This is a genomic window from Thermophilibacter sp. ET337 (assembly GCF_024733715.1).
In the GTDB taxonomy this organism is placed as follows: domain Bacteria; phylum Actinomycetota; class Coriobacteriia; order Coriobacteriales; family Atopobiaceae; genus Thermophilibacter.
This window is the reverse complement of record NZ_JANRHO010000002.1, coordinates 202798-224723: the sequence shown is the minus strand read 5'-3', so window position 1 is coordinate 224723 and position 21926 is coordinate 202798. Positions and strand designations below refer to the sequence as shown.

Sequence of the window (21926 nt, the reverse complement as noted above, 5' to 3'; positions counted from 1 at the left end):
CGATACCCAAGTCGTACTGTCTACCTGCAAGCAAGGAGGACCGATGGATCCCGCAGAGCTGATCAAGCTCCTGGGAATCGTCATCGTCGTGGCGGGCTTTGCCCTCAAGCTCGACTCCATCCTCATCATCATGGTCGCCGCCGTGGCGACTGCGGTGGTGGGCGGGATGGACCCGGTGGCGTTCCTGGACACCCTTGGTGAGAGCTTCGTCTCGAACCGCAGCATGTGCATCTTCATCATGACGTTCGTCATCACCGGCACGCTCGAGCGCAGCGGCCTGCGCCAGGCGGCGGCAGCCCTCATCCGCAAGCTCAAGAACGCCTCCGCCGGCATGATCGTGTCGGCATACGGCATCGTGCGCGTGGCCTTTGCCGCGTTCAACGTCAACTTCGGCGGCGTCGCGGGCTTCATCCGCCCGGTCGTCATGCCCATGGAGCAGGCGGCCGTCGAGCGCGACGGCAGCAAGATCGGCGAGAAGCACCTCGAGGAGCTCAAGGGCATCTCCGCGGGCATCGACAACGTCGCGTGGTTCTTCGGCCAGGTGCTGTTCATCGGCGGCTCCGGCGGCCTGCTCGTCCAGGGCACGCTCGCGGGTCTTGGCTACGACGTGAGCCTGGCGGACCTCGCCGCGGTGCAGGTCCCCGTGGCCATCGTGGCCATGCTCGCCGCCATCGTCTACTACAACGTCATCGACCGCCGGCTCATGAGGCGCCGCTCCAAGGTCATCAAGGCGACCGGCTCCACCAGCCTGGAGGAGGCCTCCGCCGCGGCCGAGGCCGCGTCAAAGGACGAGCGCGCCGAGAAGGGCGGTGACGCCCGATGACTGAGTTCGTCCAGTTCTTCCAGAGTGCCGACGTGACGCTCTCCGACAAGCTCCTCGAGGTCGTCTACATCCTCATCGGCCTCATCGCGTTTTACGCGGGCGTGCGCAACGCCATGGACCAGACCAACGAGAAGCGCCTGGGCACCGCCTTCTTCTGGTGCGTGCTCGGCATCCTGTTCATCGTGGGCCGCTGGGTCCCGTCCACCGTGGCGGGCGTGCTCGTGGTGCTGATGGTCATCCCGCCCATCCTCAAGCAGGTGGGCCGCGGCGTGGGCGGCGAGCCCACGGCCGAGGAGATGCAGGGCAACTACGAGAAGATCGGCATGAAGCTCTTCGTGCCGGCGCTCTCGCTGGGCGTGATGGCGCTGGTCTTCGCCCTGTTCACCAACATCAGCTCGCTCGTGGGCCTGACCTTCGGCGTGGTGGTGGGCGGCGTGCTGCTCATGGCCTTCTCGCGCAAGAACACCCCACGGGTCTTCCTCGACGACACGCGCCGCATGCTCGACACCGTGGGCCCGCTCTCCATGCTGCCGGTCCTTCTCGCCGCGCTGGGCGCGATCTTTACCGCCGCGGGCGTGGGCGACGTGATCTCCGAGCTGGTCTCGGGCGTGATCCCGCAGGGCAACGCCGTCGTGGGCGTGATCGTCTACGCCATCGGCATGGCGGTCTTCACGATGGTCATGGGCAACGCCTACGGCGCCATCACCGTGATGACGGTGGGCATCGGCGCACCGTTTGTGCTGGCGCTCGGCGCCGACCCCGCCCTCATTGGCTCGGTGGCGCTGACCTGCGGCTTCTGTGGCACCCTCATGACGCCGATGGCCGCGAACTTCAACATCGTGCCCGTGGCGATCCTCGAGATGAAGGACTCCTACGGCGTCATCAAGAAGCAGGTGCCGATCGCGCTGTTCATGCTCGCGGCGCAGATCGTCTACATGATCGTCTTCGGCCTGTAGCCGGCGGTGCCCCGCGGGGCGCCTCGTGAGGGTATGTACACCGCCCCTTGAGGGTATGTACACGTGCCGAGAAGAACGTTCTTCTCGGCAGCCCTCTGACCTGCACGTCTTTGGCCGGACCCATCCGGGGCGGTGTACATACCCTCAAGCGGCGGTGTACATACCCTCAAGCGGTGCCCGGCCCCTAGGAAAGGAAGGATTTCCATGAAGGTACTGGTCACCGGTTTCGAGCCCTTTGGCGGCGCGACCATCAACCCCGCCCTCGAGGCCGTGCGGCGCCTGCCGCGCGAGGTCGCGGGCGCCGAGGTCGTCACCGTGCAGATTCCCGTGGTCTTTGGCAAGGGGCCGGCCGCGGTCGAGGCCGCGATCGAGGAGCAGCGCCCCGACGTGGTCCTGTGCATCGGCCAGGCGGGCGGCCGCAGCCACATCACGCCCGAGTTCGTGGGCATCAACTACGCCAACGCGCGCATCCCGGACAACGAGGGCAACCAGCCCGTCGGCCGCCTCGAGGCGGACGGCCCCGACGCCTACTTCGCCACCGTGCCGGTCTTTGCCATGGCCGATGCCGCGCGCGCCGCGGGCGTGCCGGCCGCCGTCTCCTACACGGCGGGCACGTTCTGCTGCAACGAGGTCCTCTACGAGCTGCTGCACTGCCTCGCGACGCGCCACCCCGGCGTGCGCGGCGGCTTCGTGCACGTGCCCTACGCCACCGAGCAGGCCGTCTCGATGGGGGAGGGCACCGCGTCGATGAGCGTGGACATGATGGTCGCCGGCCTCAGCGCCATGATCGGGGCCGCGGTCGCGGGCTCCGACGACGCCGTGGTCGCCGGCGAGGGCACGGAGCAGTAGGCAGGTTCTTCTCGGCATATCGTCGGCTGGAAGTGTGGGTGGGCCCGCACCTCTTGCCGGTGCGTGCGGCTTCCGGACGGTTTGAACGAGAAAAACGTCCGGAAGCCGCATCTCAACGGAGCGACTCCCGGACGTCAGCCTTGCGCGGGACTCTGCGGGGACGCCTACAGCGCCATGCCGCGGGCACGCTCGATGCGTGCGAGGCAGTCCTCGCGGCCCACGAGCGCCATCGTCTCGCCGAGCGGCGGCGACACCATGTTGCCGCACACCGCCACGCGCACGGCCTGGAAGACCAGGCGCTTCTTCATGTCGAGCGCCTCGGGCAGCGTCTCCAGCGCCGCGTCGATCGCGGCCGGCGCCCACTCGTCGACCCCAGTCAAAGCCGCGCGCGCCGCGTCCAGCACCGCGCCCATGCCCTCCTTGGCGAGGCCCTTCTCCACGCTCTTCTCGTCATAGGCGAGCGTCTCGGCGGTCGCGAAGACCGGCGCCGCCACGGCGACGACGTCGGCCGGGAACTTGGTGCGCGGCTTCACGATGGCGGCCAGCGCGTCGACCCAGGCCTCGTCGGCCTCGAAGCCGTCGCAGATGAGGCCCGCCTCGTGGAGCTCGGGCAGCATGACCTGGTCGGCGAAGTCGGCGTCGCTCATGGAGCGGATGTACTCGGCCTGGATCCAGTCCAGCTTCTTGGGGTCGAAGGTCGCCGGGTTCTTGGACACGTGGTCGAGCGAGAACTGCGAGGCCAGCACGTCGCGCGGGATGATCGTGGTCTCGCCGTCGAGCGACCAGCCGAGAAGCGCCAGGTAGTTCACGAAGGCGTCCGAGAGATAGCCCGCGTCGCGGTACTCCTCCACGTTGGTGGCGCCGTGGCGCTTGGAGAGCTTCTTGCCGTCCGCGCCCAGGATCATGGAGATGTGAGCGAAGGTGGGCACCGGCGCGCCGAGGGCCTCGTAGACGATGACCTGGCGCGGGGTGTTGGAGAGGTGGTCGTCGCCGCGGATGACGTGGGTGATGCCCATGGCGGCGTCGTCCACCACGGTGGCGAAGTTGTAGGTGGGCGTGCCGTCGGTGCGCTGGATGACGAAGTCGTCGAGCTCGCGCGCCGCGAAGGTCACGTCGCCGTGGACGGCGTCGCGCACGACGACGTCGCCGCGGTCCTCGGGCACCTTGATGCGCAGGACGTACGGCTCGCCGGCGGCGATCCGGCGCTGCGCCTCGGCGGGGTCGAGGTCGCGGCAGCGGCGCTGGTAGCCCTGGAAGGGGTCCTTGCGCGCCTGCGCGGCCTCGCGGTCGGCGGCCAGCTGCTCCGGCGTGCAGAAGCACGGGTACGCCTTGCCCTCGTCCCAGAGGCGCTGGGCGGCGTCGCGGTACATCTGGGCGCGCTCGGTCTGCTTGTAGGGGCCATAGTCGCCGCCCACCTCCGGGCCCTCGTCCCAGTCGAGGCCCAGCCAGCGCATGGCGCGCAGGATGATCTGGGTGTTCTCCTCGGTGGAGCGCTCGGGGTCGGTATCGTCGATGCGCAGGATGAAGGTGCCGTGGTTGGCGCGGGCAAACGCCCAGTTGTAGATTGCGGTGCGCGCGCCGCCAACGTGGAGCTTGCCGGTGGGCGAGGGCGCAAAGCGCACGCGAACGGGGGTCTCGGACATGAGGTTCCTCTCCGTGGTTCTTATCGTCACATACGCGCCTAGTATACAGCGCCGGCGAGAAGGACGGCGACGTCCCGACGATGTCCGCACGCCAACCGCGAGCCCGGAATTGCCGGCGACTGCGACGCGCGGCGACGCGTGCTCCGGCGTCGAGCCCGGAATCGGCGGCGACTGCGACGGTGATGCCCAGTCGTGGCCCGTGATGAGCCTGGAATCCGCCGTGGCTGCGACGCGATCGCCCTGATTTCGTCGCAACCATGGCCGATTTTGGGCTCGCGCCCGGCGAGTCCGTCGCAACCGCGGCCGATTTTGGGCTCGCGTCCGGCGAGTCCGTCGCAACCGAGCGGGTTTCTCGGCTCCACCGGTACCGCGCGTCGCCCGCGCGGCCTCACATGAGGCGCGTGCGCTCCAGGCGGTGCTCAAACCACTCGTTCAGGCGGATCACGGGACGGCGCAGCACCAGGCCCAGGAGCAGCGCCGGCACCAGGTAGGCGAGAAGAACGCCCAGCTCGCGCCAGAAGTCTCCGTCCCAGACCCCAAACATCGCCGCCCGCAGCGCCGCCTCGCTGTGCACAAACGGCAGCCACGAGTAGACCGCCTGGAACGGAGCGGGCAGCATCTCGGGCGGGAACGTGCCGCCCGAGCCGGCCACCTGGACCACCATGAGCACCACGGCAACGGCCTTGCCCACGTCGCCAAAGGACGCCGTGAGCGAGAAGATCAAGTTGACGTAGACGAGCGACGACGCCAGGCACGCAAGCAGCATGAGCCACGGGTGCTCGCACTGAACTCCCAGGTAGAAGAGGTCTCCGCCGCAGATGAGCGCCGCCTGGGCCAGCCCCACGACAACAAAGAGCGCAAGGCGTCCCACGTAGGCCTGCGCGTGCGAGCAGCCCGTCTCCTCGAGCGCGGCCTCGGAGGGCTTCGCGCGCACCAGCGCCGCGAGCACCACCCCGCCGATCCAGATGGCAAGCGTCGTGTAGAAGGGCGCCATGGCCGAGCCGTTGTTCTCAACGGGAAACACCGCCGTGCGCTCGACCGAGACCGGCGCCGCCACAAACTCGGCGAGCCCCTCCGGGCCAGACGCCAGAACCTCCCTCACTTGCCGCGCGTCGCCCGAGTCAAGCGCGGAGCGCAGCCGCTCGTGCAGGCCATCGAGCTTCTCGGCCGCCGCGTCCAGGCTGTCCGCGGTCTCGTCGAGGTCGTCGCGCGCCCCGGCGAGCCCGTCGCTCGCGTCCTTTGCCGCGGAGCCCACGGCCGCAAGGGTCCCGGCGAGGTTCCCTTCGATCGCGTCCGCCTGCTCGGCGGCCTCGGCCACCTGCCCCGCAAGGCTCCCGAGGCTCCCGCGCACCTCGTCGTCGTAGAGCTGCCCCGCGCCGTCCACCGCCGTGCGCGCCTCGTCTACGAGGCCCTTAAGCCGCTCGCGCGCCTCCTCGGCGTCCGCTGCCCCGGCGTCGAGGTCGCCCATCGTCCGGCCCAGCCCGTCAGAGAGGTCGCGCAGCTCAACGAGCGCCCGGTCAACGCGGTCGCGCAGACCGCCCACGCCCGCAATCGCGCTGCCGAGCCCCTCGCGCACGGGGCTGCCCTCGGGAAGCGTCCCCTCGAGCTCGCGCATGAGGTCGAGCTGCTCCCCAAGCGCGCCGTCCAGCCGCTCGAGCGCATCGATCTGCTCGCCTACGGCGTCCCGCGCGGCGGAGAGGCCCTTCTGGATCCTTGCCTCCTGCGCGCCCGCGACGTCGAGTGCATCGTCTATCGCTGCGTCCACTCCGTCGAGCCCCGCGCCCGCGGACTCGAGCGCGCCGGCCACGGACGTCTCTGCGTCGTCTATCGCCGACCCGGCCCCCGCAAGGCCCGACGCCGTCTCGCCGAGCACCTCGCCGGCGTCCGCCGTGGGGGAGAGCGCCGCGTCGGCCACCCCCGCGCCGCTGCTCAGAAGCCCGCGCGTCGACTCGAGCAGGTCCGCGAAGTCCCTCACGGAGACCGCCGTTCCGGAGAGCGCGTCGGCGGAGTCCGTCACCGCCGCGTCGAGGCGCGCCGCGAGGCCCGTCACCGCGTCGTCGTCGAGCGCGGAGCCCAGCTCCTTGAGGGCGCCCGCGCCAACGGCGCTCACCGCCTCGGCAAATCCGGAGTCGATCTGCGCCATCACGGCCGAGGACGCCTTGTCGGTGACTATGGTGGCGATGGCGTTTGCCTTCTCGTTCTGGTAGAAGCGCACCTCGGCACGGACGGGATCGGCGGAGAAGGTGGTCATCATGTCGCGCGAGAAGTCCGGCGGAATCACCACGGCCGCGTAGTACTCGCCCGAGCGCACGCCCTCGACGGCGTCGGCCTCCGAGGTGACCACGTACCCAATGGAGTCGGAACCCTGCAGCTCGGCCACCACGCGCTCGCCCATGTTGACGGTCAGGGGCACCAGCTCCCCGGAGTAGCCCTCGTCCTCGTTGGCAACGGCCACGCGGATGTTGCCCGTGTTGCCGTACGGGTCCCAGCTGCCCGCGATGTTGAACCACGCGTAGAAGGACGGCACGGCGACGATTCCCACAAAGACCACTAGTGCGATGGCGTTGGCCCGCACGTGACGCGCGTCGCGGCGCACAAGCTCCCAGACCCCTCTCATCGCGCCTCGCCTCCCTTCTCGGCCCGCGCGGCGTCCTCGGCCAGCGCGACCAGCTCGTCTCTGTCCATCCGTGCCAGCCCGGCGCGCTCTGCCAGCCGCTCGTGCACGTACTCCAGCCAGATGAGGTACGCGCTCGCGGCAACCAGGGAGACCACCCACAGGCTCAGCAGCAACAGCTTTGCCGGATGGGCAAAGAGCAGGGCGAGAAGGGCCAGCGGCACGGCCAGCAGCGCCACGACGCCGCGCCGCACGCGGCGCGGGTACGCCAGCTCAAAGCGCGCGGCCCGTGCCAGGAACGCCTCGCGGTGGGCGGGGGAGGAGGCGAGCGCGTTCACCAGGAGCGCCAGGCGCCCGGCGTCCTTCTCGCCGTCACGCTCGGTCACAAGGAGGTCCGTCTGGGCCATCTTGCGGTCAAAGAGCGCGTTTGCCCCGAGGAGCCTCCTTCTGGCAACCACGCCCAGAAGCAGCGCGGGAACGGCAAAGAGCGCAAGGACGGCGAGGTCGCGCGCGTAGTTTGTGCCATAGAAGCCCGCCACCGCCTCGCGCATGGCGCCGATCCCGTAGGTGAAGGGGAGCCACGGCCCCAGCGCTCGGAAGAAGGCGGGCTGCATCTGGATGGGGTAGAGGCCGGATGCCCCGGGGATCTGCAGCACCACCAGCAGCACCGCGAGCGCCTTGCCAACGTGCTTGAGCGCCACGGCGAGCGAGTAGACCACGAGCACGTAGACCAGCGACGCCTCCATGCCCGCGAGCACAAACGCAACGGGGGAGACGCATTGGACGCCAAGCGCCAGGTCGCCCACGCAGCACGTCAGGGCCTGCACCTGGCCGAGGAGGGCGAGCAGGAGCCAGCGCCCAAAGAACGCCTGCGTGGGCGTGACCTCGACGTCGCCCAGCCCCTCGCGGTCCACCTCTAGCTTGTAGATGGCCACGAGCACGAAGCCGCCCACCCACAGCGCGAGGTTGGTGTAGAACGGCGCCACCCCGGAGCCGTAGTTGGCAACGGGGAACACCGGCTCGTCGACCATCTGGACCGGCGAGCCCAGCGCCGCGCCCGTGGAGGCGGGGTCGAGGGAGAGGACGTCGCCCACGGCGGGCAGGGCCCGTGCGCTCTGCACGGCGGCGAGGTCGTCTGCCAGCGCGCCCATGCGATCGGCGGAGCCCCTCAAGGAGTCGGCGGTTTCCGCCAGGGTGGACTGGCTCTGGGCGAGAAGCGCGTCGAGCTGGGCCAGCCCGGCGTCCGCCTGCTCGATCATCGGCACGAGCGAGCCGGTTCCGCCGGCAAGGCGACCGCCCGCGTCCGCGAGGGCGTCGAGCGCGGAGGAGAGCTCGGGTGCCGCGCCCGTGGCGAGGTCCGTCCGCAGGGCGTCGAGCGAGCCCGTGCCCGCCTGGACGGCGTCGTTTACCGAGGTGGCGAGCCCGTCCACGCTCTTGGCCCCGTCGCTCACCTCGTTGCTTATCCCCTGGAGCTCGTCGAGGGCGGAGGCCTGCCCGCTGGCAAGCCCCTCGAGAAGCGCCACCTGTTCGTCGAGCGCGGAGACCACCTGCTGCTGGAGGGCGCGCTGCGCGTCGTCGGCGGGCTCGAGGGAGGCGACCTTGTCGCGCGCCGCCCCGAGCGACTCCGCCATGCCCGTCACGTCGTCGTTTGCCGCCCGCAGGCGCGAGAGCGCCGCGTCGAGGCGCCCCTGCGCCCAGCCCACGTCCCCGGCGATGCGGCCGATGTCCTGGCTCGCCGTCGAGGACAGTCCGGAGATCGCGGAGGCGCCCTCGCCCAGCCTGTCGTCAAGGCCGCGGGCAAAGGAGCGCAGCCCCTCGCGCGCGCCGGCGAGCGACCCGAGCGCGGAGTCCATCGACGAGGCGAGCCCTCCCGCCGCGTCCGCCGTGGCGGAGAGCGTCTCACGCGCGCGGCCCACGGCCTCGCGGGCCGCATCCACGGTCCCGCCCGCGTCCTCGAGGGAGTCCGCCAGGTCGTCGAGGCGCCCCTGCGTGGCTCGGAGGCTCTTCAGCGCGGACGACCTCGCCCCGTCGACATCCCCCGCGGCGGACCCCACCGCGCCCTGGAGCCTCTGGGTGACGGTCTTACCGGCGAGCGACACAAACTGCCCGGCGATCTGGTCCTCGAGCGTGGTCGCCCCCGTGTCCGTCACCTTGGGCGCCACCGCGTTGGCCTTCTCGTTGACGTAGTAGCCAATGCGGGCCTGCGTGGGGTGGCCGTCCAGCACGCCCGCGAGGGTCGAGGTGAAGTCGGGCGGTATGACAAAGGCGGCGTAGTAGCGGCCGGCGCGGACGCCCTCGAGCGCCTCGTCCTGGTCCACGAAGGTCCAGCCGAGCTGGTGGTTCTCCTCGAGCCTCTCCCTTACCATGTCGCCGGCGTTGACCTCTCCCATGCCGGGGACCTCGGCGCCTTTGTCCTCCACGACCACGGCCACGGGCACGGTGGAGGTGCTCTGGTACGGGTCCCAGTTGGCAAGGATGTTCACCCACGCGTAGAGCGCGGGGACGAGGCAGACCCCAACCGCCACCACCAGGGCGACGGGGCTTGCCGCCAGGCGCTTGAGGTCGCGGCCGAGGATGCGCGCGATGGTTCTCATGAGAGGCTCCCTTGAGCGAGACGTGTTACGCGTTCAATGGCTCAAGAGGTACCCCGCGGGGCGAGTTTTATTCAGGAGTCCAATAATTTTGAGCCAAGTTCAAAACAGCTGAACAGATGCTAAGATTGACGCGTTGGCACGACGGCGCCTGGCGGCGCGGCACGAGGGAACGGAGAAGGACATGGCGGCAAGGCCCGGCACGGCAACGCCCAAGAGCGCGGCCACGCGCGAGAAGATCATGGCGGCGACGGCCGAGCTCATGGTGGAGCGGGGCGGGACGGACTTCCAGATGGCGGAGGTCACCAGCAGGTGCGGCATGTCCAAGGGCGCGCTCTACTACTACTTCCCCGACAAGGCGGAGCTGGTGCGCGCGGTGCTGGACCGTGCGGTGGAGGGCCTGGTCGCCGAGGTCGAGCGCGTCGTCGCCACGGCGCCCTCCGCCGGAGAGTCGATTCAGGGCCTGATGGGCGCCCTCTGCGAGGCGACCCGCCCGGGCGGCCCGCTGATGCTCGCGATGGCCGGGGCGGGCGTCGGCGCGACGCCGGTCGAGGGGCTTCGCCTGGAGCGCATCGTCGACGTCCTGGAGGCGCAGCTCGAGCGCGCGAAAGGGGAGGGCCTCGCGCGGCCGGAGGTCAACGCCCGGCTCGCCGCGGCGGCGGTGGCGGGGGCGTTTCTCGTCTTCGAGCGCGTGGACGTGCGCGCCACGGCGGCCGACGTGCTCGACCTCGCCCTGCGCGGCGTCGGCACCGACGCCGCCCGCGAGCTCTGCGCGTGACGTCCGCTACATGCCGGTGGCGGTGGACTCGCGGACGATGAGCTCGGTCTCGAGCACCATCGAGCGGGAGCCGAGCTCGTTGCCGTCGAGGAGGTCGAGCAAGATCTTGCAGGCCGAGTAGCCCATACGGAAGCGCGGCTGGTTGACCGTGGTGAGCGTGGGCGTGAGCATCGTGGAGAGCTCGGCGTTGTCAAAGCCCACGACCTTGAGGTCGCGCGGGATGTCGATCCCCATCATGTGCGCGGCGCGCACCACCGCGGCCCCAAAGGTGTCCGAGACCGCGAAGATGCCGTCGGGCACCTCGCCGGAGTCGAAGAGGTGCACGAGCGCCGAGTAAGCGAGCGCGTAGCTGTTGTCGGGAACCTGCAAGATCCAGCCGGGCTGCACGCTCACGTCGTTCTCGCGGGTCACGTCGAGAAAGCCCTCGAGGCGCTCCCTCGAGAACTTGAAGTCGTTCGAGCCCGCCACGATGGCGAGGCGCCGGCACCCGCACGAGATGAGGTGCTCGGTGGCCCGCTGCGCCGCGGCGTGGTCGTCGACCGTCACGTAGGGGGCGGCCACGTCGGTGCGCCGCTCCGCGCACTGCACGAGCGGGACGAGCGCCTCGACGGCCTGGATCGCCTCGGCGGAGAGCGGCGAGGTCGTGATGACGCCGCTCGCTCCGCAGCGACGTAGCATCGAGCAGAAGGAGCTCGCGGTCTCGTTGGTGATGTTGTCCCACGAGATGAGCATGTCGTAGCCCGCGTTTTGCGCGGCCACGCGGACGCCGTGGACGATCTCGCTGTAGAAGGGGTTGTCGAGCCAGGGGAGGTTCACGACGACCAGGCCGCGGCCGTCCGAGGCGCCGTCGCGGTACTGCTCGACGGGCCCGGCGTAGCTGAGGCTGCGGATGGTCTCGTTGATGCGCGCGAGCGTCTTGGGGTTGACGAGCTCGGGATGGTTGAGCGCGCGCGAGACCGTCGCGGGAGAGACGCCCGCGCCCTCGGCGACCTGCGCGATGGTCACCCTCCTGCCTCCGGTCATTGCCAGCCCCCTTCGGTCGCGCGACGCGGGCACCTCCCGCGCCACGAATCAACTATAGCGTGCATGAGATGCGAGAATAACGCTGCTATGAAAATAACTTTCATAAGGGGCCCATCGGGCCGCTCTGTCCGGCAAACGGCCGGAAATGCCGTCTGTCCGCACTTTCACGACGTTCATGGATTTTTCGCCGTTCTTCTCGCCCCATCCGCCATAGCATGCGAGATGAAAGAACTGAAGCACAAATAATGAAAAGTTCTTTCATAACCACGGCAGACTCACACCGAGGAGGCAAGATGGTCGGCATCGGCATCATCGGCTGCGGCAAGATCTCCCAGGTCCGTCACATCCCCGAATACGAGGCCAACCCCGACGCGCGCGTCGTGGCCCTCTTCGACGTCAACCTCGAGCGCGCCCGCGCCCTCGCCGAGGCTCACGGCTGCCGCGCCTACGCGACGATGGAGGAGCTGCTCGCCGACCCCGAGGTGGACGCCGTGAGCGTGTGCACCTCCAACGCCACCCATGCCGAGGCCACGATCGCGGCCCTCGCCGCCGGAAAGCACGTGCTGTGCGAGAAGCCCATGGCCACGACCATCGAGGACTGCGAGGCCATGGTCGCCGCCGCGCGCGAGGCCGGCCGCACCCTCATGATCGACCAGAACCAGCGCTTCGCCCGCGCCCACGTGCGCGCCAAGGAGCTGCTCGACGCAGGGCGGATCGGCCGCGTCCTCACCTTCCGCACCACCTTCGGCCACGGCGGGCCCGAGACCTGGAGCGTCGACCCCGGCACCGCCAGCTGGTTCTTCGACCCCAAGCGCGCCGCCATGGGCGCGATGGCCGACCTCGGCGTCCACAAGACCGACCTCGTCCAGTGGCTCATCGGCCAGCGCGTGGTCGCCGCCACCGCCAAGGTCGCCACCCTCGACAAGCGCGACGCCGCCGGCAACCTCGTGGGCGTGGACGACAACGCCCTGGCCATCTACCAGATGAACGGCGGGGCCCTGGGCACCATGACCGCGAGCTGGACCTACTACGGCCCCGAGGACAACTCGACCGTCATCTACGGCACCGAGGGCGTCATGCGCATCTACGACGACCCGGCCCACTCCATCGAGCTAGACCTGCGCAGCGGCGAGACCGAGTACTACGACGTCGAGGCCATCCAGACCAACGACAACCAGACGGCCTCGGGCGTGATCGACGCCTTCGTGGGCTGTCTCACGAGCGGCTCCGAGCCCCCCGTCTCGGGGGAGAGCGTGCTCGCCGCCATGCGCGCGGTCTTCGCGTGCGTGGAGTCGAGCAGGACGGCAAAGACGGTCGAGGTCGCCCAGGGCTAGCGCCGGGCGACACACGGGACAAGGAGGCATGACATGAAGATGGGCTTCATCACCTCGCTTCTCGACGGGTGGACCTACGAGGAGATGATCGACGAGGTCTCCCGCATGGGCATCGAGTGCGTCGAGGTGGCGTGCTGGCCGGCGGGCAAGGCGGAGCGCAAGTACGCCGGCGTCTCTCACATCGACGTCGAGCGCGTCCTTTCCGACGACGCCTACGCCGCCCACGTCCTCGACTACGCGGCGCAGAAGAACGTGCGCATCTGCGCGCTCGCGTACTACCCCAACAACCTCGACCCCGACCCCGAGCGCCGCCGCGCCTTCAACGACCACCTGCTCGCCTGCATCGACGCCGCGTCCAAGCTCGGCGTGCCCAAGGTGACCACGTTCATCGGTCGCGTCACCGACAAGAGCCTCGAGGAGAACCTCGAGCTGCTCCCGGAGGTCTGGGACCCCATCCTGGCGCGCGCGGAGGAAAGAAACGTCCTCGTGTGCATCGAGAACTGCCCGATGCTCTTTGACGCCTCCAACTGGCCGGGCGGCCAGAACATCATGACCACCCCCGCCAACTGGGAGCGCGTCTTCGACATCCTGCCGAGCAAGAACCTCGGCCTTGCGCTCGACCCGAGCCACTTCGTGTGGCAGATGATCGACTGCGGCGCCGCCATCCGCGACTTTGCCGACAAGATCTTCCACGTCCACTTCAAGGACATCAAGCTCAAGCGCGACGAGCTCGCCCGCCGCGGCACCATGGCCTACCCGCTCGACATCATGGAGCCCAAGATCCCGGGCCTGGGAGACGTGGACTGGGCGGACTTCGTCTCGCAGCTCTCGATGATCGGCTACGAGGGCGACGCCTGCATCGAGGTCGAGGATGCCGCCTTCGAGGGCAGCCACGAGCGCCTGGTCAAGAGCGTCGAGCTCTCCAAGCGCTATCTGGAGCAGTTCGTCATCTAAGCAGCCTGTCTCCCGCGCCAACCCCTGCGGCGCGGGGGCGGGGCCTCGCCCGCAGGAGGGCGGGCGAGGCCCGATAGCGTTCTATCGGAAACGGAAGGAAGGAAAACCATGTCCAACATCTCACGTCGCTCCTTCATGGCCGCCTCGAGCGCCACGCTGCTCAGCGTCCTTCTCGCCGGCTGCGACTCCGACACCCAGGAGCCCGCGGAGCAGGGCGGTGACGCCACCCAGGCCGGCGGCAAGCACATCTACGTGCTGACCGCCTCGCCGGACCACGGCTGGACCGGCCAGGTCGGCGTCTTCGCCCAGGAGAAGGTCGACGAGGTCAACGAGTCCGGCACCTACACCGCCGAGCTCCAGACCGCCGGCGCCGCCGCCGACCAGATCGCCCAGGTCGAGGACATCCTCGCCGGCGACCTCTCCGACGTCGCGGGCATCGTCATCCAGCCGCTCGACGACACCGTCCAGTCCGCCATCCAGCAGATCGTCGACGCCGGCGTGGCCTACGTCGCGTTCGACCGCATCATCGAGGCCGTCCAGGACTCTGCCGTCGCCAACGTCAAGGGCGACAACGAGGGCATCGGCGCGGGCTCTGCCGCCTACTTCGTCGAGAACGGCATGAAGCCGGGCGACGCCGTCTACATCTACCAGGGCGACACCTCCTCGGTCACCACCCTGCGCGACAGCGGCTTCACCGAGTACCTGCTCGGCAACCTCGAGTTCGACGGCGCGAAGGTGCCCGACGACGCCAAGTGGACCCAGGACCAGATCGACGCCGCCATCACCAAGTCCGGCGCCATGAACTGGAGCCGCTCCGACACCAAGGCCGCCTTCGAGGCGCTTCTCGGCGACGAGGCCAACGCGCAGATCAAGTGGTGGTACGCCGAGGACGACGAGCTCGCCATGGGCATCCTCGAGGCGCTCAACGGCGGCGGCATCTCCGACTCCGCCAAGGAGGCCTTCTATGCCACCAAGCCGTTCATCACCGGCTGCGGCGGCCTGCAGGAGTACTACGACGTCATCTCCGGCGACTCCTACGCCGACATCACCGCCAACCTCGGCGGCGTCATGTCCGTCACCTACTCGCCGTCCATGATCCAGACCGCCATCCAGGACATGGTCGACCACCTCGACGGCAAGGACGTCGAGCAGGACCACGTCATCGCCTGCGAGAACGTCACGTCTGAGAACGTCGCCGACTACGTGGGCTTCGAGTGATCCTCTAGAGGCTCTTCCTGCGCCCGCCCGCAGCAGCACGCGGGCGGGCGCCCCGCTATGCGCCTGCCAGACCCGTGCTGCGTCTGGCAGGCGCATACGTCCCGCGGCGCGCAGGGGCGACCGCCACGTCCGCGGGCGCCGCGCGGGAGCATGACCACCGGCACGGAAGGAGCGCTATGGACCTTCTCACCATGAGCGGCATCCACAAGGCGTTCAGCGGCGTTCCCGTCCTGCGGGGCGTCGACCTCCACGTCGCGCGCGGGGAGGTCCACGCCCTTCTCGGCGAGAACGGCGCGGGCAAGTCCACCCTCATGAACATCCTGACCGGCTCCTACGCCGCCGACGCCGGCACCGTCACCTTTGACGGCGCCGACCTCACCGGCGCCTCGATCAAGGCCGTCGAGCGGGCGGGCATCGCCTTCGTGCACCAGGAGCTGAACCTCTTCAACGACCTTCTGGCCTACGAGAACATCTTCCTGGGCCAGGAGGAGGTGGGGCCGCTCTTCTCGCTCAACAAGCGGTCCATGATCGCCAAGGCGCGCGAGCTCTTCGAGCGCCTGGGCGTCGACATCGACCCCACCGCGCTCGTCGCCGACCTCAAGCAGAGCCAAAAGCAGCTGCTCGAGATCAGCCGGGCGCTCTTCTTCGACGCGCGCCTGCTCATCCTGGACGAGCCCACCACGGCGCTCAACACCGCCGAGGTCGAGCACCTCTTCAAGATCGTGCGCGGCCTGCGCGACCAGGGCACCTCGTTCATCTTCATCTCCCACAAGATGCCCGAGGTCTTTGAGCTCTGCGACACCTACACGGTGCTGCGCAACGGCACGTTCGTTGCCGAGGGCCGCATCGCCGACACCACGCCCCGCGAGGTCACGGGCATGATGGTGGGCGCCGCCATCTCCGAGCGCGGCGCCTGGGAGCCCCGCGAGACGGGGGAGTGCGTGCTTTCGCTCGACCATCTCAGCGGCCCGGGCTTCACGGACGTCTCGCTCGAGGTCGCGCGCGGGCAGGTCGTGGGCCTCACGGGCCTCATGGGCTGCGGAACCACCGAGCTCATGCAGTGCCTCTTTGGCCTCGCGCGCCCCACGGGGGGCTCGGTGACGGCGTTTGGCCGGCGCCTCGCCGGGGGCTCGATCCACGAGGCCATGAAGGCCGGCATCGCGATGCTTCCCTCGGACCGCAAGGAGAACTCCGTCGTCCCGGACATGTCGCTGCTGGAGAACATGTACCTCTCCGAGCACGTGCTCTCCGCGCGGCGCTTCGTCATCAACAGGGGCGCGGAGCAGGAGCGCTTCGAGCGCTACGCGAAGCTGCTCAGCATCAAGGCCAACTCCAGCGCCGACTCCGTGCTGTCGCTTTCCGGCGGCAACCAGCAGAAGGTCTTCATGGCGCGCTGGCTCAACACCGAGGCGGAGCTGCTCCTGCTCGACAACCCCACGCAGGGCATCGACGTGGGCGCCAAGGCCGAGATCTACCACCTGATCCTCGACCTCGCCCGCGCGGGCAAGACCGTGCTCATCAACACGCTCGAGATCCCGGAGCTGCGCGAGGTCGCCGACGTCTGCTACGTGCTCTACGAGGGGCGCATCGTCAAGCGCCTGGAGCACGACGAGATAGACGAGCAGACCGTCATGCTCTACTCGACCAATTCCGTAGCCGACGGCCGTGCGGCCCAGACCAGTGAGTGAGGTGCATCAACCGTGAACGACAAGAAGCCGACCAGCGCGACGGGCCTCTCGAGCGCGCTCGGGCTCGTGAAGAAGTACAGCTTCGTGCTGGTCTTTCTCGCCATCCTCATCGTGTACGCCGTCGCCAACGGCGGGCTTACGCTCAACGCCGGCATGAACGTCCTGCGCCACAGCGCGGTCATCGGCACCATAGCCATCGGCATGGGCATCGTCTGCCTCACCGGCGAGATCGACCTCTCCGTGGGCTCGATGCTCGCCCTGGTGGCGGGCTTCTCGGTCGTGGTGTTCAACATGACCGACTCCATCCCGCTCACGCTGCTGTTCGCCCTGCTCTTTGGCGCGGCGTGCGGGCTTGTGAACGGCCTGCTCGTGGGCGTGGTGCAGATGCCCGCGTTCATCGTGACCCTCGCGACGATGCTCATCTACCGCTCTGTGGCCCAGTACGCCTGCCAGCACCTCCCCGGCGAGCTCATCGGCAACGGCAGCTCGGTGTATCGCATGTCCAACGAGCTCGGCTCCTACGGCGCGCTCTACACCTTTGGCAACGCGCGCGTGGCCGGCGTGCCCATCGTCGGCATCGTCATGGTGCTCATGGTCGCGGCCTTCGTCTACGTGTGCACCTCCACCAAGTTCGGCAAGAAGATCTACGCCGTGGGCTCCAACGCCAAGGCCGCGCACCTCGCCGGCATCTCCGTGCCCCTCATGAAGACCCTCGTCTTCACCATCGCCGGCGCGCTCACGGGCCTCGCGGCGTTTCTGTGGGTCGCGATGAACGCCTCGGCCGACCCGGCCACCACCGGCAACAGCTACGAGATGTACGCCATCGCGTCGGTCGTCCTCGGCGGCATCTCCATGAGCGGCGGCCGCGGCCGCATGATCGGCGTGCTCTTTGGCGCCCTGTCCTACGACGTCATCGACAAGATCATCATCGCCCTCAAGATGGACTCCCTCATCCAGGACACCATCAAGGGCGTCATCCTCATCGTGGTGATCATGATCCAGGTGGCGGGCCCCCAGCTCAAGGAGTTCTTCTCCTCCCGTCGCAAGGGCTGACGCCCCCTCCGGACGTCCTTTCCCCGGCGCCCTCCCTCGCACCCTTCCGCGAGGGAGGGCGTTTGCGTCTCGTCGACCGAGCATGCCCTGTCGGACGGTTTCGCCCCGGTCGGGCGGCGCCCCCAACGATCCGTGCGATACGCCTGCGGTGCCGTCGTGTGCGATGCCATCGAGGCGGTGAGCAAGGCATTCTGACCGCGCAGCGGGAAAGGCCGCGTTACGACACCCGGCTATGTGGTATAAAGTAATCGGCTTTCCCCAATGGGGAGGGTTTCCAAGTGCCGGGGACGTTTTCCCCGGCATTCGTCATTTAAGGGCATGCCATGAGCGACCTGAGCCTGTTCCTCGACGAGTCGGGGAGCGACAACCTTCGCGACACCTGCTACATCCTCGCCCTCGTGGTGCACGACCAGGCTGACGCGCTCGCGGACAATATCGTCCGCTACGAGCTCGCGCTGCGCGAAAAGGGGCTCCCTGACGTGCCGCTCCATGCGACCCCGCTGCTCAGCGGCCACGATGCCTACGAGGAGATGGATCTCGCCGAGCGCAAGCGCCTCCTCTCCGCCTTCCGCGTCTTCTTCCGGCACCTTCCCGTGCGCTACGGTCTCATTGTGCTCAGGACACGGGAGTACTCGACCCTCGCCGACGTCGAGGCGGCCATGAGGCGAAAGATCGTGGACTTCCTTTTTGATAATCTCGTGTACTTCCAGGCCTTTGACAGCGTGAAGATCTACTACGACGACGGCCAGCAGTCTATCGCTGCGGCACTTCACAAGGCGATTGACTACGCGCTCTCCAAGAACGCGGTCACGTGCCGCCCCGCTTCGGCGGCCGACTACCGACTCTCGCAGGCGGCAGACTACATCTGCGCCGCCGAGCTCACGGCGCTCAAGTATGAGGGAAAGGCATCCACCGCCACCGACGAGAAGTTCTTCGGTAGCTGGTCCCAATTCAAGAAGGGCATGCTGAAGGAAGTCCGCGCGAAGCGAATCTAGCCCTCCGGTGTGAATCTGGCGCGATTTGCACCGGATTCGCACCGGCGCGCGCATGCCCTCCGCACCCGCGGGGTATCATCACTAGGCATTTGAAACGGCGACGGGCGGAATGGTAACGGCCGCCCGCCTCGTCCAGCGAAAGGAAGCGCCATGTCCCAGCTCGATCGTTCCGCCAGCACCACCCCTCGCAGCTACCTCTTCACGTCCGAGAGCGTGACCGAGGGCCACCCCGACAAGATCTGCGACCAGGTCTCTGACGCCATCCTCGACGCCCTTCTCGCCAAGGAGGCGCAGCTCCAGAGCGAGGGCTACGTCTCTCCCTCCGGCGTGCCCGCCAACGTCGACAACGTCCGCTGCGCCTGCGAGACCTTCGTGACCACCGGCACCGTGATCATCGCCGGCGAGATCCGCACCGAGGCCTACCTCGACGTCCAGAGCATCGCACGCGACGTCATCCGCCGCATCGGCTACACGCGCGCCAAGTTTGGCTTTGACGCCGACACTTGCGGCGTGCTCAACCTCATTCACGAGCAGAGCCCCGACATCGCCGCCGGCGTCGACGAATCCTTCGACGCCCAGGCCGGCCGCACGACCGACCCGCTTGACCTCGTTGGCGCCGGCGACCAGGGCATGATGTTCGGCTACGCCGCCGACGAGACCGACGTCTACATGCCCATGCCGCACTACCTTGCCTCCCGCCTTGCCGAGCGCCTCACCGAGGTCCGCAAGAACGGCCAGGTTCCCTACCTGCGCCCGGACGGCAAGACCCAGGTGACCGTCCGCTACGAGGACGACCGCCCCGTCGAGGTCACGGCCATCGTGGTCTCCACGCAGCACGACGCCGCCATCGAGGACATGAACGTTATCAAGGCGGACATGGTCGACTACGTGATCGCTCCCGTGATGGACACCGTGGGCATCGAATGGCACGACGCCGAGGTCTACGTGAACCCCACCGGCCGCTTCGTGGTGGGCGGGCCGATGGGCGATACCGGCCTCACCGGCCGCAAGATCATCGTGGACACCTACGGCGGCATGGGCCGCCACGGCGGCGGCTGCTTCTCCGGCAAGGACTGCACCAAGGTGGACCGCTCCGCCGCCTACGCCGCGCGCTGGGTCGCCAAGAACGTGGTGGCGGCGGGGCTGGCGAGGCGCTGCGAGGTGCAGCTGGCCTACGCGATCGGCGTCTCCCACCCGCTCTCCGTGATGATGGACACCTTCGGCACGGGCTCGGTGGCCGACGGTGTGATCGAGGCCGCCGTGGGACGGGTCTTTGACCTGCGCCCGGGCGCGATCATCCGCGACCTCGACCTGCGCCGGCCCATCTACGAGAAGACCGCGGCCTACGGCCACTTTGGCCGCGAGCTGCCCGAGTTCACCTGGGAGCGCTGCGACCGCGTCGACGAGCTGCGCGCCGCCGTGGAGGCGCTCGGGTAGGGGAGCGCGGCGGGCTGTGGCGGGCTGCGACGGGTGCGGCGTCGCGCTTTTCTCGGTCAGGTCACTACCGGCGGACTGCGGCGTTGCGCATTTTGGGGTGAGGTCACGACCGCCCGCGACGCATCGCCAAACGCTGATGCCGTGCCGCCTCCAGACGAGGCTCTGCCGAGAAGAACGCCCAGTTGATAGGGCAAGAGCCTTTGTCTCCCATAAGGACAGACCCGCCAAATGGGGTCGTGGCCGGGAAGCCCCCTGCCACGACCCCGTTTTCTGCTACGTCCCAACGGTGCCAGTGCGCCCTGGCCCCGCTTTCCGCAACGCTGGCGCTCCCGCGCGTCCGTCTCGGTCCCGCGCAGGCAGATGCCGTCGCACCAGATGAGCTCATCGTGGGGAACGTGTCCCAGTTGCTGGCTTTAGCTAGCGTATTGCACTGCGGCCCACCTTGGTCAGCTTCGCGGGCGCGGTGGCGACGGCCCTTCCCAGAGCGCGTAGGCGAGTACGTAAACGGAAGGGCCGCAAGCGCAAGCGCTGGCGGCCCAATCTCCAAGTAACGGCGCTGCCTAGCCCATCAAGACGTAGGAGGCCGTCGGGAATATGTTAGTGCTGTCATACGAGCTGGGAAAGCTGCTTCGGCCGCGTCCGACATTTGATCATGTCAGGCGAACTTTTCTCCGGGCGGGTTTTCCTCGAGCGGGGGCCATCTCCTGCCGAGCGGATCTGTCCTTCTCGCGTCCCTCAACCCGTAGCCCGCCGCCGGCGGCACGTCTCGGCTATCATGGGGTGCGGCCGCACCCGGCCGACATCGCGTCTCCCGCTCGAATGAAGGACGGTATCATGCCCGACGTCTCCCAGACACTCGTCTCCGTCATCGTGCCCATCTACAACGTCGAGAAGTACCTCGACCAGTGCCTCTCCAGCATCGAGGCCCAGACCCACCGCAACCTCGAGGTCCTCTGCATCAACGACGGCAGCACGGACGGCTCGCGGGACATCATCTGCGCCCACGCCGAGAAGGACTCGCGCGTGCGCCTCATCGACAAGAAGAACGGCGGCTACGGCGAGGGCTGCAACATGGGCCTTGGCCTCGCCAAGGGCGAGTGGGTCTCGATCATCGAGCCCGACGACTGGATCGAGCCCGGCATGTACGGCGACATGCTCTCCTTTGCCGCGGGCTTCGACGAGACGATCGACGTCATCAAGACCCCCTGGACCGACATCTGCAACTGGAACGACCCCAAGAAGCAGCGCGCCTACCCGAGCACCATGGTGCACCGCCTGAAGACCTCCGCGAGGCCCTTCACCATCGGCGAGCAGACCGCGCTGATCGAGATGCACCCCTCCATCTGGTCGGCCATCTACCGCAGGGACTTCCTCAACGAGAAGAACATCCGCTTCATCCCGTTCCCCGGCGCCGGCTGGGCGGACAACCCCTTCCTCATCGAGACCATGTGCCAGGCCAAGGCCATCGTCTACCTGGACAAGCCCTACTACAACTACCGCTGCGACCTGCCGGGCTCCACGAAGAACCACAAGACGGCGGACGCCGTCACCAGGCCGTTTGACCGCTGGATCGACATGATGGGCGTCCTGAACCGCCTGGGCGTGACCGACGAGCGCATCCTCAAGGCCCACTATCTGCGCGGGTTCAACTACACCTTTGGCGCCATCTCCGACGACGGCTGGGACAACCAGCTCGTCAAGGAGGGCGCGCTGCGCGTGTTCTCGATGATGCGCCCCGAGCTCGTGGCGGGCATCGACGACCTCGCCCCGCACCGCAAGAAGTTCTTCTTCGACGTCATGGGCCTGCCCACGCCCAAGTTCTCCCGCGGCCCATGGCGACGCCACCTCGTGCGCCAGGTGGGCTCCACGCTGCGCCGCGAGGGCCCGCTCTCGCTCGCGCACAAGGTCAAGCGCGCGCTGCTCCCCGAGGAGCGCTCCCACGCGTAGGCGTCGCGAGGCGCGCTCGCGAT

At 68.5% G+C, this 21926-nt stretch carries 16 protein-coding genes; 12 read left to right on the top strand and 4 right to left on the bottom strand.

Annotated elements, in window-relative coordinates:
• Nucleotides 1-43 precede the first annotated feature (43 nt).
• From NW198_RS03110 to pcp, 3 genes are all read left to right on the top strand, one after another.
• Entirely contained in the window at nt 44-823 is a 780-nt protein-coding gene (locus NW198_RS03110) for a 5-oxoproline transporter, DUF969 family subunit (RefSeq protein WP_087314206.1), read from the top strand.
• On the top strand, nt 820-1779 hold the full coding sequence (locus NW198_RS03105) for a DUF979 domain-containing protein (RefSeq protein ID WP_258339972.1): 960 nt from the start codon (nt 820-822) through the stop codon (nt 1777-1779). The genes NW198_RS03110 and NW198_RS03105 overlap by 4 nt, the downstream gene beginning before the upstream one ends.
• Before the next feature lie 204 nt (nt 1780-1983).
• Entirely contained in the window at nt 1984-2628 is a 645-nt protein-coding gene (pcp, locus tag NW198_RS03100) for a pyroglutamyl-peptidase I (protein WP_258339971.1), read from the top strand.
• A 164-nt stretch (nt 2629-2792) separates the two neighbouring features.
• On the opposite strand, the gene gltX is transcribed toward pcp, so the two are convergent.
• The 3 genes from gltX to NW198_RS03085 form a co-directional block, all read right to left on the bottom strand.
• On the bottom strand, nt 2793-4271 hold the full coding sequence (gltX, locus tag NW198_RS03095; RefSeq protein WP_258339970.1) for a glutamate--tRNA ligase: 1479 nt from the start codon (nt 4269-4271) through the stop codon (nt 2793-2795).
• Between the two features lie 388 nt (nt 4272-4659).
• Nucleotides 4660-6888: a YhgE/Pip domain-containing protein gene (locus NW198_RS03090; RefSeq protein WP_258339969.1), complete on the bottom strand. Its 2229-nt coding sequence runs from the start codon at nt 6886-6888 to the stop codon at nt 4660-4662.
• Nucleotides 6885-9479, bottom strand: a complete 2595-nt coding sequence (locus NW198_RS03085) for a YhgE/Pip domain-containing protein (RefSeq protein ID WP_258339968.1) — start codon at nt 9477-9479, stop codon at nt 6885-6887. Before NW198_RS03085 ends, NW198_RS03090 begins: the two co-directional genes overlap by 4 nt.
• Before the next feature lie 181 nt (nt 9480-9660).
• Here NW198_RS03085 and NW198_RS03080 point away from each other — a divergent pair, with 181 nt between their 5' ends.
• Nucleotides 9661-10254 (top strand): TetR/AcrR family transcriptional regulator, encoded by a 594-nt coding sequence (locus tag NW198_RS03080; protein ID WP_258339967.1) that lies wholly within the window; start codon nt 9661-9663, stop codon nt 10252-10254.
• 6 nt (nt 10255-10260) lie between these two features.
• Here the strand turns inward: NW198_RS03080 and NW198_RS03075 are convergent, their stop codons facing one another.
• Nucleotides 10261-11277 (bottom strand): LacI family DNA-binding transcriptional regulator, encoded by a 1017-nt coding sequence (locus tag NW198_RS03075; protein ID WP_258339966.1) that lies wholly within the window; start codon nt 11275-11277, stop codon nt 10261-10263.
• A 293-nt stretch (nt 11278-11570) separates the two neighbouring features.
• Here NW198_RS03075 and NW198_RS03070 point away from each other — a divergent pair, with 293 nt between their 5' ends.
• The 8 genes from NW198_RS03070 (at nt 11571) to NW198_RS03035 (ending at nt 21903) form a co-directional block, all read left to right on the top strand.
• Nucleotides 11571-12611 carry a Gfo/Idh/MocA family protein gene (locus NW198_RS03070; RefSeq protein ID WP_258339965.1) on the top strand — a complete coding sequence of 347 codons (1041 nt, stop codon included), beginning with the start codon at nt 11571-11573 and terminating at the stop codon, nt 12609-12611.
• A gap of 33 nt (nt 12612-12644) precedes the next feature.
• Nucleotides 12645-13565, top strand: coding sequence for a sugar phosphate isomerase/epimerase (locus tag NW198_RS03065; protein WP_258339964.1), 921 nt, complete (start codon nt 12645-12647; stop codon nt 13563-13565).
• 108 nt (nt 13566-13673) lie between these two features.
• A complete protein-coding gene (locus NW198_RS03060; RefSeq protein ID WP_258339963.1) occupies nt 13674-14783 on the top strand; it encodes a substrate-binding domain-containing protein in 1110 nt (369 codons plus the stop codon).
• A gap of 176 nt (nt 14784-14959) precedes the next feature.
• Nucleotides 14960-16471: a sugar ABC transporter ATP-binding protein gene (locus NW198_RS03055; protein WP_258339962.1), complete on the top strand. Its 1512-nt coding sequence runs from the start codon at nt 14960-14962 to the stop codon at nt 16469-16471.
• 12 nt (nt 16472-16483) lie between these two features.
• Complete coding sequence (locus NW198_RS03050) at nt 16484-17524, top strand: ABC transporter permease (RefSeq protein WP_258339960.1); 1041 nt, start codon at nt 16484-16486, stop codon at nt 17522-17524.
• A gap of 323 nt (nt 17525-17847) precedes the next feature.
• A complete protein-coding gene (locus NW198_RS03045; RefSeq protein WP_258339959.1) occupies nt 17848-18519 on the top strand; it encodes a DUF3800 domain-containing protein in 672 nt (223 codons plus the stop codon).
• Between the two features lie 150 nt (nt 18520-18669).
• Nucleotides 18670-19956: a methionine adenosyltransferase gene (metK, locus tag NW198_RS03040; protein ID WP_258339958.1), complete on the top strand. Its 1287-nt coding sequence runs from the start codon at nt 18670-18672 to the stop codon at nt 19954-19956.
• 834 nt (nt 19957-20790) lie between these two features.
• Nucleotides 20791-21903 carry a glycosyltransferase gene (locus NW198_RS03035; RefSeq protein ID WP_258339957.1) on the top strand — a complete coding sequence of 371 codons (1113 nt, stop codon included), beginning with the start codon at nt 20791-20793 and terminating at the stop codon, nt 21901-21903.
• Nucleotides 21904-21926: the final 23 nt, after the last annotated feature.